The sequence below is a fragment of the Bacillus sp. 522_BSPC genome (assembly GCF_001076885.1).
Classification (GTDB): Bacteria; Bacillota; Bacilli; order Bacillales; family Cytobacillaceae; genus Niallia; species Niallia hominis.
Genome location: NZ_JVDT01000018.1, coordinates 20702 through 35183, shown reverse-complemented (window position 1 = coordinate 35183; position 14482 = coordinate 20702). Strand labels below are relative to the sequence as shown.

Here is a 14482-nt window from a genome sequence, read left to right as displayed (position 1 = left end):
ACAAAAAGGATATTTATTCTCCCACAAACATTTTACTCATACCTAATTAATCCCTGTTGAGTATTCATTTAACCATTCGGATAAAGTAGTCTGGCTTTGGAAATGGAGCTGCTTCTATCTTAATTGTAAAACCTAATGCTTCTTCTAGCCGCTTTTTATGAACATTTCCTTCACCACTAAATATCTTAGTCACTTCTTCCGTTGCTTGTATCTCTACAAGAGCTATATCTTTATTTCGATATTCCCAGAGCTCTCTTTCTAGTTGAAATGCCATACTTTCAGCACTCTTTACAACGCCTGTACCTTCACAAGTCATACACTTGCTCTGTACCGTTTCAGATAAAGATTTCATGGTCTTTTTTCGCGTTAATTGTAATATCCCAAGCTCTGTAAATCCTACTACTTTTGATTGCCTATTATCCCTTTTTAATTCCTTAAGCATACTATCCATAATCTGCTTTTCTTCCGTTTTTCTCATGTCTATAAAATCAATTAAAATAATCCCAGAAATATCTCTTAGGGCAATTTGTCTTGCTACTTCTTTTGCAGCAAGCATATTTGTCTGAAAAACGGTTTGTTCTAGCTGATGCTTTCCTTCATATTTGCCTGTATTTACATCTATAATCGTCGCTGCCTCTGCCTGATCAATAATCAAATATGCACCATTGCTTAGCCAAACAACTCTTTTTAATGCTTTCTCTATTTCGGTATCAAGCTGATAATGTGTGAAAATATCCTCGTTTCCTTGATGGAAGGAAAACATTAAATGGGGAAATAATTCTTGCCAATGCTTCCTCTCTTCTAACCTATCGACTATCACTTCTCCCTCTTTCATTTGTTTAAACAGATAGAGTAGCTGTTTGTTAAACTCATTAGTCTCCTGTAAAAGCATGACTCTTTTCTGCATAGCTTTCTTTTCCAAGTCGCAATATTGCCGACGTAAAATTTCCAGTTCCTCTATTAGGTCCGCTTCCGAACAATTTGCTGCTGAAGTACGAAAAATCAGCCCTTCCTTCTCTGACTTGATGGTATCTCCAAAGCTTCTCAAATTTGCTTGAGCAGCTTTGGAGTTTACTTTTTTAGATACAGCAACATATCGGCCATAAGGCATATATACTAGATTATCACCAGATATCTCAATAATGCCCGTTATTTTTGCTCCTTTGGGTCCTGCAGCATCTTTTATTACTTGAACTAGTACTCGTTCCCCTTGTTTAATATAAGAGGATACACTCTTCTTTTTTTTCTCTTCTAAAGTTCCCTCATCTCGAACAAAGGAAATCATTTTTTCTCTCGGTAAATACGCACCTTTTCCTTCTCCAATTTCAACAAATGCTGCATTCATCCCTGGAATCACCTTTGTCACTTGTCCTAAATAAATATTGCCAACAGTCGTTTTATATTGGGGCTGCTGGACATAAATTTTCTCTATCTTTCCATTTATCAGATAAGCAAATCTATTTTCTCTTGTTCTCATATTGACGATTACTTGGTTCAACATCATACATCCTCTTTTTATGGTTATCTTACTATTTTAGCTTAGATGAAATGTTTTAGTAAACTCATACATCTATTTAATGATGCTAACTTCCTTTCCGCTCAAATTTCGTTTAACTAAACACAGTTATTAGAACAGAAACATCTATAAACATTCTTTTTTATGTATACCTATAAAACAGCGATTATATCCTTTACCCTAGCAGTCACATTCTTTTCTTTAAAATAGACGTATAATAGCTCATTTTCATCCAGCATCGTATTATCCCCACTCTTTGCCTTTACAATAATCGGATGCTTACACCCTCTGTGAAATCGTTCTAAAACGTCCAACAGATGATCCTCTTCCTGAACTTCTAACGGCAGTAATTTTCGAAATTCATTTGTTTTTCCATAGTAACGTTCGAGTAAAAATCGCATAAATAAGAATCTTCTTTGTTTCCATTCATAAAAAATAGAAAAAAGTAAGAAACTTATGATAATCCAAGCATTTATATTTGTTGGCATCTTAATTAGGACTGTTATTAGAAAGATAAAAACCCCGAAAATGGAAAAATAAAGCGTCCATTTATGCGACTTAGGAAAGGAATTTTTTAAGGAAAATAAAAGAAACATTAGCTTACCGCCATCAAGCGGCCAGATGGGAAGTAAATTAAAGAAAAATATCATGATATTATATTGGGTGAATGTTTGATATAAGGAATCAGTAAGAATCTCTCCTTGCCATAAAAGAAAGCCTAGCCCTACTAGCCAAATATGCTGGATAGGTCCAGAAATAATGACAATTGCCTCCTCTAGCAATGGTCGATTTCCATGTTCATCCATTTCCGCCACTCCTCCAAATGGCAATAAAGATATTCTCTTTATTCTCCATGAAAAAAAAGCAGCAGCAAATGCATGACCTAATTCATGGATAAGGATGATCATAAACAATAAGCATAATTCATAAAAATGGGCAGTCATTACACCGATAGCAATGACAACCCATAATAGTGGATGAATATGGAGGCACTTAAAAACACCAAGGAACCTATTCAATTTCGATCACCTGTAAAGGATCGATAAAATCATCATTTTTCTTTATTGCAAAAAAGAATAAACCTAGTGCTTCATCTCCTTCATACCTTGAGGCACTTCCTACTTTTGTTCCTTTGTTAATATTTTCGTATAACTTTACATCCACTTCTTCTAAGTTTCCATACCATGATTCACTTTGGTCACTATGCTTAATGACAACTGTTTTCCCAAACCCTTCTTTCTCTCCTATAAAGGTTATTTGTCCTTCATTAAAAGATTGCACCGTTGTATCTGTTCCTGTTTCTATTGCGATTCTTTGTCCATTTTGCTCAAATTCCTCTAATACTTTACCAGATGCAGATAATGCATATTGCTGTAATTGCTCTGTATCTTGTACCTGTTCTTTTTGCTCTGGTAGAAATGCTAATGGTTTTCCAAATTTATCTTCATACCAATCTGTTACAACCATAAAGTTAAATTCCTGCGACATCACCTGTTTAAGCGAATTCTCTACTTTCGCAAGTTTTGCAGATGGATGATCTACAATGATTGCAACAGCAAGAAAAAGAACGGCTGCTCCTAGGATTTTTAACATGAATAAATCTTTCCGAAATAATGGATGTATCTTTGTTGGATAATTTTCCTCTTTACTTGTAAAAAGGTAGTCTTGGCTCTCCTCTTCATCTGACCATAACACTCGACTATCGATATTTTTTTCTATCCTCGCCCGTTCTTTTCTTCTTTTTTCAATTTTTTTTCTAACATCATCGTTTCTTGACCCCATTTACTCCTCTCCCCTACATACTTGTCCTTTTAATCCTATATTTATGTAACGATGAAACAAAGTATGCCTTTAATCAGGGTGTATGCATTACGAAAAGATAAGGAACTAATCCTCCTAATCTTAAAGTAAATAGGAAGGGTACAAAAAGCCCTGTAAAGCTGTAGAATGATTCTTCCGAACCAATATCTACGGCTTTACAGGGCTAATTTAAAAACAGAGCATATAGTCTAAGGGCTATAAGATTAAATCTTCCTTCATTATCCAATTAAAATAGATAAGAGCTTTATTCTCCGTAATCTTTGCTTACTTCTAATACGTCCTATTTTATGTACGTATGCCAGCAAAAAATCGACTAACCTAGTAGCTTTCCTATCTAGCACCAAAGAATGTCTTAATCTTTGCAAAGACACCTTTTGATTCTTCTTCCAAGTGTTGCAAGGGAACCGTTTCTCCTAAAATTCTTCTAGCAATATTGCGATAAGCAATGGCAGATTTACTATTTGGATTTAAAGCGATTGGCTCCCCATTGTTAGAAGCTCTGATGACAGCATCGTCATCTGCAACAATACCTAATAGATCAATGGACAGATGGCTTGTTACTTCATCAATATCTAGCATGTCCCCATTTTTCACCATATGATTTCTAATTCTATTAATAACAAGCATTGGTGGTTCCATTTGTTCTTCTTTTTCTAGTAATCCAATTACCCTATCTGCATCTCGTACAGAGGATACTTCAGGAGTAGTAACCACGATAGCTTTATCCGCACCAGCCACTGCATTTTGATATCCTTGTTCAATTCCTGCAGGGCAATCAATGATGACATAATCATAATCCTGCTTTAGGCGAAGAACTAACTCTCTCATTTGATTTGGTCGAACAGCTGTTTTATCACTCGTTTGTGCAGCAGGTAATAAATATAACAAATCATCAAATCTTTTATCTTTAACAAGTGCTTGATGAATTTTACATCTTTCTTCTACCACATCTACTAAATCATAAATGATTCGATTTTCTAATCCCATTACGACATCAAGATTTCGTAAGCCAATATCTGTATCTACTAAACAGACTTTTTTTCCTTGTAATGCAAGTGCTGTTCCAATGTTTGCAGAAGTAGTCGTCTTTCCAACTCCACCTTTACCTGATGTTATAACAATTGCCTCTCCCATCTTAATATCCTCCTTCCAATTTCACCAAATTTGGTCTTAAATGTGGTAATACTTGTAATCTATCTATCTTAATTACACTATTATTCACATATGCACATTCCATTTCTCTCGTATTTTCAGAAGAGGCATCCTTTACCTCTCTCTCGATAAAATGGCTAATGCGAATTTGCGTCGGTTTCATAATAGAAGCAGCGATGACCGCATCATCATTTCCATTATATCCAGCATGAGCTATTCCTTTTAACTGGCCCATGATATAGATATTGCCCCCAGCAATAACTTTCCCACCTGGATTTACATCTCCGATTAGCAATAAATCACCAGGAACTTCTAGAATTTGACCTGACCGCACAATACTGGTAATCGATTTCACTTCATTTTGTCTTAGCCAAGTTTCCGCTTCTTTCTTTGTAACTAAATTACTATTAATAGATTGAACGGATAGATTTTGTTTTTCCTGAATTAAATGAACAATTTCTTCTTTTTGTTCATCTGTTACATATCTATTTCCAAGCTCTACTGTCACTTTTATATCTCGTTTTTCATTATGCAGACTCGAGCTTTCATTTAATTTAAACTGGAGTTCTCTTAATAACTCTTCATATGAACAATTATCATTCAGATGTAGGCCCAGTCCATTCTTCGTTCCTTTAATTGTTACTAGCTGCCTTTTTTTCATATCAAGTTGTTCACCTCTGTAAGAAAAGCGTAAGCGTCTCCTTTCATCCCGTAACCACTAAAATACATAAAATACTTCTGTTTATGCTATTGTACAAACAGGATATAGTTTTAACCACATTAGGCAAATGGACGCAAATGCTCGATATCGTAATACTTATAAATCTCACTTTGCATAAAAAAGCGCAATCATCCTAATCAAATAATGTAGTGTTATCAAACCTGAATAAATATGGTGCACACATATTCAAGCTCACCTTTTCATTTGATAGATGGTTGACACTTTAGCTAGAGCATTTACTCTTTTCATAAATGCGTTTTAACATACAAAATATTTTCCCCTTACTTCTTGCCCTTTTAACAAGCGTCTTATCCAAATCCATACATAACATTAATTCTTAAGGACTTTAGAGCTCTATTCAATGGTTTCTAATTCCTATTTAATATCATTCGACAAACGTTTTTAAAATTCCTTTTCAAGCAAAATATATTTCTCAAAAATTAGTAATATGTAAGCGCCTTTTCTCAAATATGATGAAGAAACAGGAAAGACTGGTAGCATTTGTTGACGTGCAATCCTAAAAAAGGAAGACTTACAGGGTTGTCTGCTTGTGCTAGACACCGAATAGACTAAAGATAAGCTAAACTCTTTTTTAACCTTAAAGTGGAAGACAGTTCTTCAATCAAATAAATTTCAGATCGAGACACGAAATGTCCAACCTGAAATTTATTTCACTTCTAACTATATCATTCTTTTAGCTCTGCTGCATACTTCTCGAATAAACGTTTATATGGATATGCGACAATTACGATAAAAATAAGATTCAGCCCAAGAGAGGGAAAAAGTCTTAAATGAAGGAAGTTCGCAAAATCTATTGTTGTAAGATTTATAACTTTTATCACTTGATAAACAATTATTTCTAGCGCCGAGACAGCAAGCAAGCACATCACAGAAACAACCACAATATTGCTATGAAAAATTTTCATCAATTTATTAAAAATATAGATGATAAAAGGGAAAGCAAAAAAATAGATACCTAAAATTTCTGTATAAACAATATCAAAAAGTAATCCAAAAACAAAACCATAGATCACACCAACATTTCTATTTCCATAAACAGAAAAGAATAGAATGGTAATGAGGAGAAAATACGGAACGAATATCAAATTCCCTCCAAAAAGGTCTGTCGGTAATAATTCCAGAAAAACACTCTCTAATATAAACATAAATGAGATTAAGCAACCAATTAAAACTTTTCTCATTGTTCATCCTCTTCAGGGGATAAAGCTTCCCTATCTACTACCATTACATGCTCAATATCATAGAAATCCGCTGCTGGTTTAATGAACACTTTTTTCTGCAGACCATTTTCATCAGGCTCTACTTTTTCTACTGTTCCAATTGCTAAGTCTTTCGGAAAGACTCCACCCATTCCTGATGTCGTAACAAGCTGTCCTTTTTCCACTTTTAATCCGTTCGGGACTTCTTCCCATGTCATAATCAATTGCTTCGTCTCTTTATCATAATCAGCAATAATGCCAAAAACATCTGTTTTATCTTTATTCTCTTCTTCATCTTTTGGCTGAATAAAAGCTGAGATTCGATTAGCCGGATCTTCAGAGCTCAATAGTTGCACAGTAGCAGTATTTGGAGCGACTGATTTTATTTTCCCTATTAATCCAGCAGAAGTAATAACAGCCATATTTTTCTCTACGCCATCATTTTCCCCACGATTAATGGTAACTAGCTCCGTCCATTGCGATGGATTTCTGCGAATTACCGTTGCTTTCATTAGGGTATAATCGCTTAATGATTCTTTTTCTTCTAATGTTTCTTGCAATGCTTGGACATCTTTTTTGAGACCTTGAACCTGGTATTTAAGCTGAGCATTTTCCTCTAGCTTCGCCTTTAATTCCTTATTCTCTTCGTATGTATCCTTTAATGCTTTGACATTATCAACAAAACCCACCACAAAATGGGCAGGTCTGGAAACAAGGGTTTGAACCCAGCCGGTTGTATCTTTTACAAATTGCTCCGGCCAGGTTAATTTATTTCGGTCACTCAAAGAAAACCCTATTAATGCCACGAGAATAATGATGCTAACAAGCAAAATAATCAGGCGTTTATTCATAAAAAACTGTGGCATGCTTATACACCTCGAGTAAAATTATCGTGAATCTTTTGCTTTATTTTTGAATAAATGAATATGGTCTAAAGCTTTACCAGTTCCGATGGCAACACAATCCAATGGATCTTCTGCTATGACAACAGGCATACTCGTTTCTTCACTGATAATTTTATCAAGATTTCGAAGCAATGCTCCACCACCTGTTAAAACAATTCCGCGATCCATGATATCTGCTGCTAATTCTGGCGGTGTTTTTTCTAATGTTACTTTCACTGCATCTACAATCGCAGTGACTGTATCTTTTAATGCTTTAGCAATTTCATCTGCAGTAATTTTGATTGTTTTTGGTAGTCCTGTTAATAAATCTCTACCACGAATATCCATGTTTTCAATTTGGTCCGGATTTCCAGCACTTCCAATTTCCATTTTAATGCTTTCAGAAGTTCTTTCCCCAATCATTAAGTTATACGTTTTACGAATATAATTAACGATCGCATCATCCATTTCATCACCAGCAATTCGAATCGATTGGCTAGTAACAATACCACCAAGAGAAATAATGGCTACTTCTGTTGTACCACCACCGATATCCACTACCATGCTTCCTGTTGGCTCCCATACTGGAAGATTCGCCCCAATTGCAGCAGCAAATGGCTCTTCAATTGTATAAGCATCTCTTGCTCCCGCTTGACGTGTTGCATCGATTACAGCTCTCTCTTCAACGGCTGTAATTCCTGAGGGTACACAAACCATTACATAAGGTTTGCCTGAGAAATAGCCCTTATTTTTAATCGCTTGCTTAATATAATATTTCATCATTGTTGCAGTTGTTTCATAATCAGCAATTACCCCATCTTTCATAGGACGTAATGCAACAACATTCCCTGGCGTTCTACCGATCATATTCTTCGCATCGTTACCAACTGCTACAATACTCTTTGTATCTGTTTGTAGTGCAACTACAGAAGGCTCTCTTACTACAATTCCTTTTCCTTTTACATAAACTAGCGTGTTCGCTGTTCCTAAATCAATTCCAAGATCTCTTGTTCCAAAACCTAACATAAATGTATCTCCCTTTCTGAAACTAATGCAATATTATAAAGTAGGTAGATATTCTCCTCTTTGTAATTATCTTCTAATTGTTACATATCTATATTTTGTCATGATTAGACAGAAATAGCCAAAAAATCATAAAATATATTATAGCTTATATCTTCAAAAAAGAACAGCATCATACGTAGCCTTTTTCTTTTAAGCTGATAAATTTATTTTCCCCAATTATGATATGATCTAGCAAATCAATTCCAATAATTTTCCCGCATTCGACTAACCTTTTTGTAACTTCAATATCTTCTCTGCTTGGCGAAGGATCACCAGAGGGATGATTATGAAGACAGATAATCGATGCTGCAGATCTTCTAAATGCTTCCTTATATACTTCCCGGGGATGGACAATACTCGCATTTAAACTTCCAATAAAAACAACTTGCTTATGCATTACTTGGTTTTTAGTGTTTAAATATAAACAAACGAAATGTTCTTGCGTTAAAAATCTCATTTCATTCATCATATATTTGGCAGCATCTTCTGGAGAACGAATACAATATCTATCTGTGAATTCTAAATTGGAAACACGTCTACCTAACTCGATCGCTGCCATCAGTTGTATAGCTTTTGCTGTACCAATCCCTTTTATCGCTTTTAACTCATCAAGACTTGCATCCTTCAGTAAACGAAGTCCATCAAAATGGATTAAAAGCTTATTCGCTAATGTTAGAACAGATTCGTTTTTGGAACCTGTTTGAATCAATAAAGCGATTAATTCATGATTAGCCAAGCTCTCTGGTCCCTGTTTGATAAAACGTTCTCTCGGTCGTTCATCATCTGGAAAATCTCTTATTAACATAGAATCCATTTTTATTTGTTCCTCCCTTGTCTGTCGATTTTGGGAAGAATAGAATAAGGGACCATTGATTTTAATGAGGCATACTGAAGCCTTTTGCTTTTAATTCGCGTACTGTTCGAGAAATCGGAAGACCAACTACGGTGAAATAATCTCCTTTAATTTCTTTCACTAGTATTCTGCCTACTCCTTGAATTCCATACGCACCTGCTTTATCAAATGGTTCCCCGGTGTCTAAGTAATCGTGTATTTCTTCATCTATTAATTCCCAAAATAACACGTCCGTTTTTTCATAGAATGTAGAGCATATTCCATTTGCCATAATAGCGACACCAGTATATACAGAATGCGTTTTTCCTGAAAGCTGACTCAGCATTTGAGATGCTTCTTCCCTTGTACGAGGCTTTCCTAATATGACACCATCTAGACATACTACCGTATCGGCACCTAGTATAAATGATTCTTTGTCATTAGAATAAACTGCTTCGACTTTTTTTCTCGCTAAATACATAACAATTTCTTCTGGGGCAAGAGTAGGATCAAAGCTTTCATCTACGTTACTACTGGATATAACAATTGGTATTTGGAGTTCTTCAAGGAGCTCTTTTCGTCGAGGAGAAGAAGAGGCCAATATGAGGGTTTGCTTTAACATTATTACACCTACCTACTTTTCAAATTGAGAGATACAAATTAATCCTATCAAAGAATGACAGGATACACAATTTTGAAACGTAATTTTTTATCGAATAGTAAATGAAATGTAATATGCCGAAATTTGTAGAAATATTCCCATAATTATTTTGATATAATAAATGCTGTTTTAATTGCTATACTATTACTTTGTTCTCTACCATTGATAGTACATCTAATAAGCATTCTCCTCTTGAAAAAACAAAAAAGGAGCGCTTCGTTAATAACGTTTTTCGCTCCCTACTAATATTCTACTGAAAAAATCATAACGCGACATATGTGGCTAAGTAATCTAACAATTGCTGTTGAACTGCCTCTATTTCTTTTTGACTACTATTTGTTGTTAAATTCATTGCAAGCTCGCCACCCTTCGCTAGGTGTGTTGCCATGGTTTGAATTTTTTCATTTGTAATAGCAGAGACATTCTTCTCATCCACTATCGCAAGCTCCTCCTCCAACTTACTTCTATCATCCTCAGAAATTGCTTTATCAAATTGAGCACTTGTTACGATTTGGAGAACAGAATAATAAATAGCTGACGACCCTTCAATAACAGCTTTCTCTTCCTTAGAGACATTATTTACTTCTTTCCCATTAAAAATCATCTCTTTTGCATAGGATCCTTCTACTTCCTTTTGCCAGATTTTCGCATCTTCTAAATTACTCGTAACCCCTAACAGAAGGAACTGTTTTTCTTCTAAAGGAATAATTTGGCTAACTGTCCCTTCTTCTGTTAATTTTTTTTGATCATTTTTTGCTCGCTCTTCATTAGAAAAAACATTCGCTTGAAGGACATATGTGCTAATATCTGCTTTTGTAGCACTTTCCGTAGCAGAAGAAGCTTGTCCATCATTATTTTGAGAAATATTGGCTGAAGCAGTTATATTCCCATTTGTCGTGCTAGTCTGATCACTACTTACCATGTTTAATAAAATAAACCCAAAGCTAGTTCCTAATATGACTGCAAAAAAGACGGCAAAGAAAATAGAAGCTACAATCTCCTTAGGCAAACTCTTTTTTTTGCCTTCTTTACTTTTAACACTCTTTGAAAAAGATGTTGGCTTGTCCTTTTTACTCAAAGGTGATTGAAAGCTAAACATGCTTTTCTCTTTATTTTTTGCTGGCATTTCCTCTGGTACAGGAAGAATCCAATCAAAGCTTTCTTCTAGCTCTGCTTCTTGTCCAGCTGCAGACTCTTCGCTAAAAACAGTATCTTCCTTTTTTTTATTATTTTGGTCCTTATGAAAAACAGTAGGTTCATTCCGTTCCATTGTTTCATCTGTATCCTTTTTTTGGAATGGACGGTCTTTTCCGTTGATTTTTATCGTTATCGTTTTGCGATTCTCCGGTTTTTCATTCACTCGTCCTACCCCCATTTTCATTTATTTTGTTTATCCTATCATATAAGCAAAAAAAAATAACAAGACTTTTGTCGTCTTGTTATAGAATGATTTCGTCAAATTATTTAATTATTCGCCATTAGTTAGCAAAAGGATTTATTTTATTGCCAGGTGACGGAACATCTAGTTTAGGCAAGCTTTCTTGTAAATCTACTAGTTCCGGCATATAGAAGACGGAAAAAGTAACATAAAATGTTACTAACTGATTTTCTTCATCTGAAACAGTCGTTTTTTCTTCTTCACCAGAGAAATTTATATTTCTTACTAATACAATCCGCTCATTATTCTCCATTTCAGATATAAACTTTTCCAATCCAAAGTAATCCTGTGCTTGTATTTCAAGGGTAGCAGTCATCTCTTTCATCCCAGAAGGCATTTCTATAGATGAAAGCTCCGTTTCCTCGGAATTCTCCTCTTTCGTCTCTTCCTCGGTTTCTAGGCTTGTGCTTTTATCAAATTGTTGTTGTAATATCCCGATATCATCCGTAGAATCAACTTCTACCTCACCATCACTAAATACCATATTCTGTATCGTCGTTTCTGAAAGTAGCTCTGCTTTTTCGATATCGATTAACAGTTGATCTGTTAGCGGTTTTATCGGAACACTTTTTTGCAATTCAAATGTATTTTTTTCTCCAGATTCTTTCTTCTCTTGAATATTTGTTTCTATCACTGATAATAGCTGTTGCTCTGTCTCAATCTGATCATTTTTTTTATTATTTTCAACAATCTTAGGCTGTAAATAAAAGAAATACATTCCTGCTAAAAAACAGAATATAATCAGCATACTACTTATGGTAAACAATCTATGCCTATCAAGGTTCATGAATTAGAATCTCCTTGTTCCTTTTCTTGCTGATCCATTTGCTCCTCCTCTTTAATCGTTTCTTTATTTAAGAAGATTTGAAAAGAACCAATGTATCTTTGTACATCTTGCTCTGTAGAAAGAGCTCCTTCATCAACAGAAGTAGTAATGGTCGTTGTTGATAGTTTAGAGAGTGTAACATCAGTAATCCACGCTGAATCCATTAATCTCTTTAAATAATAGGCAGCTTCTCTAGTTGTATCAAATTGAGCCTCTAATTGAATTGTTCCATCTTCATTATAAAGAAAAGATAGAATAAACCCCCGCTCTGGTAGGTAGGAAGTTAACTCTCTTATTACTGGAACGGTTTTTAAAGGATAGTCCTCTGCCCAAATGACTGCTTTTTCTAATTCTGCTGCAGCATTTGAATTTTCATAGGTAGTAAGCAGCGTTTGAGATGATTCCACTTGTTCCTTCATTGTATTTACTTGTTTTGCCAATTCATCATTCTTTTTCTGAATGGATTGGCCAATAAACAGCATCACAATTATACTAAGCAGTGCCACCCCAGCAAAAATAAAAAGAATATAAACGGATTTTTTACTTCTTTTTTCTCTTTTTGGGAGTAAATTGATATCCACTAACATCTATTTCACCTCTTTTAAAGCTAATCCTAAAACAAGGTGAAAGCCACTTGGCAAAGATCGCTTAAATCCAGTTAATAGGCTATCTACTTCTGGCATAATAATAGGCAGCTCAAAACGAGTAGATAATTCTTCTTTCATGGATGGTAGCATAGGGTGATCACCCGTCAAAATAATTTTCATCAATTGTTCTCTTCCTTGATGAATAGAATAACGATAAAAATCCATTAATCGGTTTACTTCTCGAAAAATATTATCGTATTCAATCATGAGCTCCTCGATATCTCCTTGAAAGAAAAGCTCTGATTGCTGTGACCGATTTACTCGAATTTCCCAATCCTCGCGTATAAAGGTAAGCGGCAAAAAGTGGGCAAAAATCGGATATCCATGTTCAAAAATAGTTATATTCACATTTTCTAAATCCATATGTACAAATAACAGTCTCTCCTCTTCTGCAGCTGTATAAAGTCGTTCATATATACGGAAGGCTGCTAACGAGGAAATATCTGCAGCAACTGGATATAGCTTTGCTTCTGTTAGAGCATCCACATATTCCTGAACTAATTCTGCTTGTGCAGCAATGAATAAAACTTCCTTTTTTTCGTCTTCTTCTTTTAGAACAACCGTATCAAAGACCGGCTCTTCAAATGGGAGATGGATGGATGTGCCAATTTCTAAGTATAAATACTCTTTTAATTCATCTTCTTTTATATCTGCTGGAATGGATATTTTCCGAATAATAATTAGCGCATCAGGAACGACCATCTGAATGTCCCTTTTCTTTATTTTCCAAGTCTCCGCACATTCTTCTAAAATTAACTGCAAGCTTTCTTTATTGACCACTTTTCCATTTCTAATGATACCTTCTGCCAAAATCCTTTCCCCCCATTTGATTGGTTGAGGAGGATTAATTTGTTTCATTTCCATATATCGAATGGAATGATCATTAAAAATGAGCTGGACAGTTCTTTTGTTTCGAAACAACCCCATATGATATCTCCTTATATGTTAAGAAGTTGAAAGTAAAAATCTAGTAACTCCAATCCATAAAAATAGGCGATAAGCGTGCCTAAAACAATATATGGACCAAACGGAATTGGCTCCCTCTTCTTAAATTGCTTTAATAACATTCCAATTATACCAATTAAAGCACCAAATAAGGAAGCAAGGAAAAAAGCTAGTAAAACTAATTTCGGACCAAGGACAAAGCCAATGACTGCAAACAGTTTGATATCTCCGCCGCCCATGCCACCTTTACTAATAACTGCAAGGAATAACAATAAGAAAAAGCCAACAGCTGCCCCTGAAATAGAGAAAGCCCAAGAATTTTGGGGAATGAATATTTTTTCTATAATAAGGAGGATGGAAAATACAATCAATACCTTATCTGGAATGATCATATAAGCAAGATCGGACACCAATATAATCATAAGCAAGGAGATAAGTGTCCAGGCAACAAAAAGTTCAGTTGACCATCCTAATTTAACAGGTGCCAAAATAAACAAAAGACCGGTTATCAATTCGACAATCGGGTAAATTGGGGAAATTGCTGTCTTACACTGACCGCATTTCCCCTTTTGAAAAATATAAGATAATACAGGTATTAATTCATACCAGCTTAAAGTATGTCCACATTTTGGACAGGCTGACCGCGGGGCAACAATCGACTGATTGACAGGGACTCTTAGACCGACTACGTTAAAGAAGGAGCCGAATAGGAGTCCGTATAGGAAGATTAGGAATAGCATTATTATTTACCGAG

The 14482-nt window shown here is 35.1% G+C and carries 15 protein-coding genes; all 15 read right to left on the bottom strand.

Annotated elements, in window-relative coordinates:
- Positions 1–64: 64 nt before the first annotated feature.
- Positions 65–1501, bottom strand: coding sequence for an Rne/Rng family ribonuclease (locus ADJ83_RS01760; protein WP_035416368.1), 1437 nt, complete (start codon positions 1499–1501; stop codon positions 65–67).
- 167 nt (positions 1502–1668) lie between these two features.
- The gene (locus ADJ83_RS01755) at positions 1669–2535 is read right to left on the bottom strand and encodes a M50 family metallopeptidase (RefSeq protein WP_031537103.1); all 867 of its coding nucleotides are present in this window, start codon (positions 2533–2535) and stop codon (positions 1669–1671) included.
- Positions 2528–3298 (bottom strand): M23 family metallopeptidase, encoded by a 771-nt coding sequence (locus ADJ83_RS01750; RefSeq protein ID WP_031537102.1) that lies wholly within the window; start codon positions 3296–3298, stop codon positions 2528–2530. The genes ADJ83_RS01755 and ADJ83_RS01750 overlap by 8 nt, the downstream gene beginning before the upstream one ends.
- Before the next feature lie 369 nt (positions 3299–3667).
- Positions 3668–4471, bottom strand: a complete 804-nt coding sequence (minD, locus tag ADJ83_RS01745; RefSeq protein WP_031537101.1) for a septum site-determining protein MinD — start codon at positions 4469–4471, stop codon at positions 3668–3670.
- Position 4472: 1 nt separating this feature from the next.
- Positions 4473–5150: a septum site-determining protein MinC gene (gene minC / locus ADJ83_RS01740; protein ID WP_031537100.1), complete on the bottom strand. Its 678-nt coding sequence runs from the start codon at positions 5148–5150 to the stop codon at positions 4473–4475.
- A gap of 746 nt (positions 5151–5896) precedes the next feature.
- Positions 5897–6412: a rod shape-determining protein MreD gene (gene mreD / locus ADJ83_RS01735; protein ID WP_031537099.1), complete on the bottom strand. Its 516-nt coding sequence runs from the start codon at positions 6410–6412 to the stop codon at positions 5897–5899.
- Entirely contained in the window at positions 6409–7296 is an 888-nt protein-coding gene (gene mreC / locus ADJ83_RS01730) for a rod shape-determining protein MreC (protein WP_031537098.1), read from the bottom strand. Before mreC ends, mreD begins: the two co-directional genes overlap by 4 nt.
- 21 nt (positions 7297–7317) lie before the next feature.
- Complete coding sequence (locus tag ADJ83_RS01725; RefSeq protein ID WP_031537097.1) at positions 7318–8340, bottom strand: rod shape-determining protein; 1023 nt, start codon at positions 8338–8340, stop codon at positions 7318–7320.
- A 169-nt stretch (positions 8341–8509) separates the two neighbouring features.
- Positions 8510–9184 (bottom strand): RadC family protein, encoded by a 675-nt coding sequence (gene radC, locus ADJ83_RS01720; RefSeq protein ID WP_031537096.1) that lies wholly within the window; start codon positions 9182–9184, stop codon positions 8510–8512.
- Between the two features lie 70 nt (positions 9185–9254).
- Positions 9255–9833: a Maf family protein gene (locus ADJ83_RS01715; RefSeq protein WP_031537095.1), complete on the bottom strand. Its 579-nt coding sequence runs from the start codon at positions 9831–9833 to the stop codon at positions 9255–9257.
- Between the two features lie 301 nt (positions 9834–10134).
- Positions 10135–11232 (bottom strand): SPOR domain-containing protein, encoded by a 1098-nt coding sequence (locus ADJ83_RS01710; protein ID WP_031537094.1) that lies wholly within the window; start codon positions 11230–11232, stop codon positions 10135–10137.
- 118 nt (positions 11233–11350) lie between these two features.
- Entirely contained in the window at positions 11351–12097 is a 747-nt protein-coding gene (locus ADJ83_RS01705; protein ID WP_048716622.1) for a hypothetical protein, read from the bottom strand.
- Positions 12094–12723: a hypothetical protein gene (locus tag ADJ83_RS01700; RefSeq protein WP_031537092.1), complete on the bottom strand. Its 630-nt coding sequence runs from the start codon at positions 12721–12723 to the stop codon at positions 12094–12096. The genes ADJ83_RS01705 and ADJ83_RS01700 overlap by 4 nt, the downstream gene beginning before the upstream one ends.
- Positions 12724–13710: a type IV pilus biogenesis protein PilM gene (pilM, locus tag ADJ83_RS01695; protein ID WP_031537091.1), complete on the bottom strand. Its 987-nt coding sequence runs from the start codon at positions 13708–13710 to the stop codon at positions 12724–12726.
- A gap of 11 nt (positions 13711–13721) precedes the next feature.
- Positions 13722–14468 carry a prepilin peptidase gene (locus ADJ83_RS01690; RefSeq protein WP_031537090.1) on the bottom strand — a complete coding sequence of 249 codons (747 nt, stop codon included), beginning with the start codon at positions 14466–14468 and terminating at the stop codon, positions 13722–13724.
- Positions 14469–14482 lie beyond the last annotated feature (14 nt).

What these genes read in the sequence shown, in the direction of transcription:
- ADJ83_RS01750 (WP_031537102.1), bottom strand. Translation starts at nt 3,298, where the DNA reads ATGGGGTCAAGAAACGATGATGTTAGAAAAAAAATTGAAAAAAGAAGA.
- ADJ83_RS01705 (WP_048716622.1), bottom strand. Translation starts at nt 12,097, where the DNA reads ATGAACCTTGATAGGCATAGATTGTTTACCATAAGTAGTATGCTGATT.
- pilM (WP_031537091.1), bottom strand. Translation starts at nt 13,710, where the DNA reads ATGGGGTTGTTTCGAAACAAAAGAACTGTCCAGCTCATTTTTAATGAT.
- radC (WP_031537096.1), bottom strand. Translation starts at nt 9,184, where the DNA reads ATGTTAATAAGAGATTTTCCAGATGATGAACGACCGAGAGAACGTTTT.
- mreC (WP_031537098.1), bottom strand. Translation starts at nt 7,296, where the DNA reads ATGCCACAGTTTTTTATGAATAAACGCCTGATTATTTTGCTTGTTAGC.
- mreD (WP_031537099.1), bottom strand. Translation starts at nt 6,412, where the DNA reads ATGAGAAAAGTTTTAATTGGTTGCTTAATCTCATTTATGTTTATATTA.
- ADJ83_RS01760 (WP_035416368.1), bottom strand. Translation starts at nt 1,501, where the DNA reads ATGTTGAACCAAGTAATCGTCAATATGAGAACAAGAGAAAATAGATTT.
- ADJ83_RS01715 (WP_031537095.1), bottom strand. Translation starts at nt 9,833, where the DNA reads ATGTTAAAGCAAACCCTCATATTGGCCTCTTCTTCTCCTCGACGAAAA.
- ADJ83_RS01725 (WP_031537097.1), bottom strand. Translation starts at nt 8,340, where the DNA reads ATGTTAGGTTTTGGAACAAGAGATCTTGGAATTGATTTAGGAACAGCG.
- minC (WP_031537100.1), bottom strand. Translation starts at nt 5,150, where the DNA reads ATGAAAAAAAGGCAGCTAGTAACAATTAAAGGAACGAAGAATGGACTG.
- ADJ83_RS01700 (WP_031537092.1), bottom strand. Translation starts at nt 12,723, where the DNA reads ATGTTAGTGGATATCAATTTACTCCCAAAAAGAGAAAAAAGAAGTAAA.
- minD (WP_031537101.1), bottom strand. Translation starts at nt 4,471, where the DNA reads ATGGGAGAGGCAATTGTTATAACATCAGGTAAAGGTGGAGTTGGAAAG.
- ADJ83_RS01690 (WP_031537090.1), bottom strand. Translation starts at nt 14,468, where the DNA reads ATGCTATTCCTAATCTTCCTATACGGACTCCTATTCGGCTCCTTCTTT.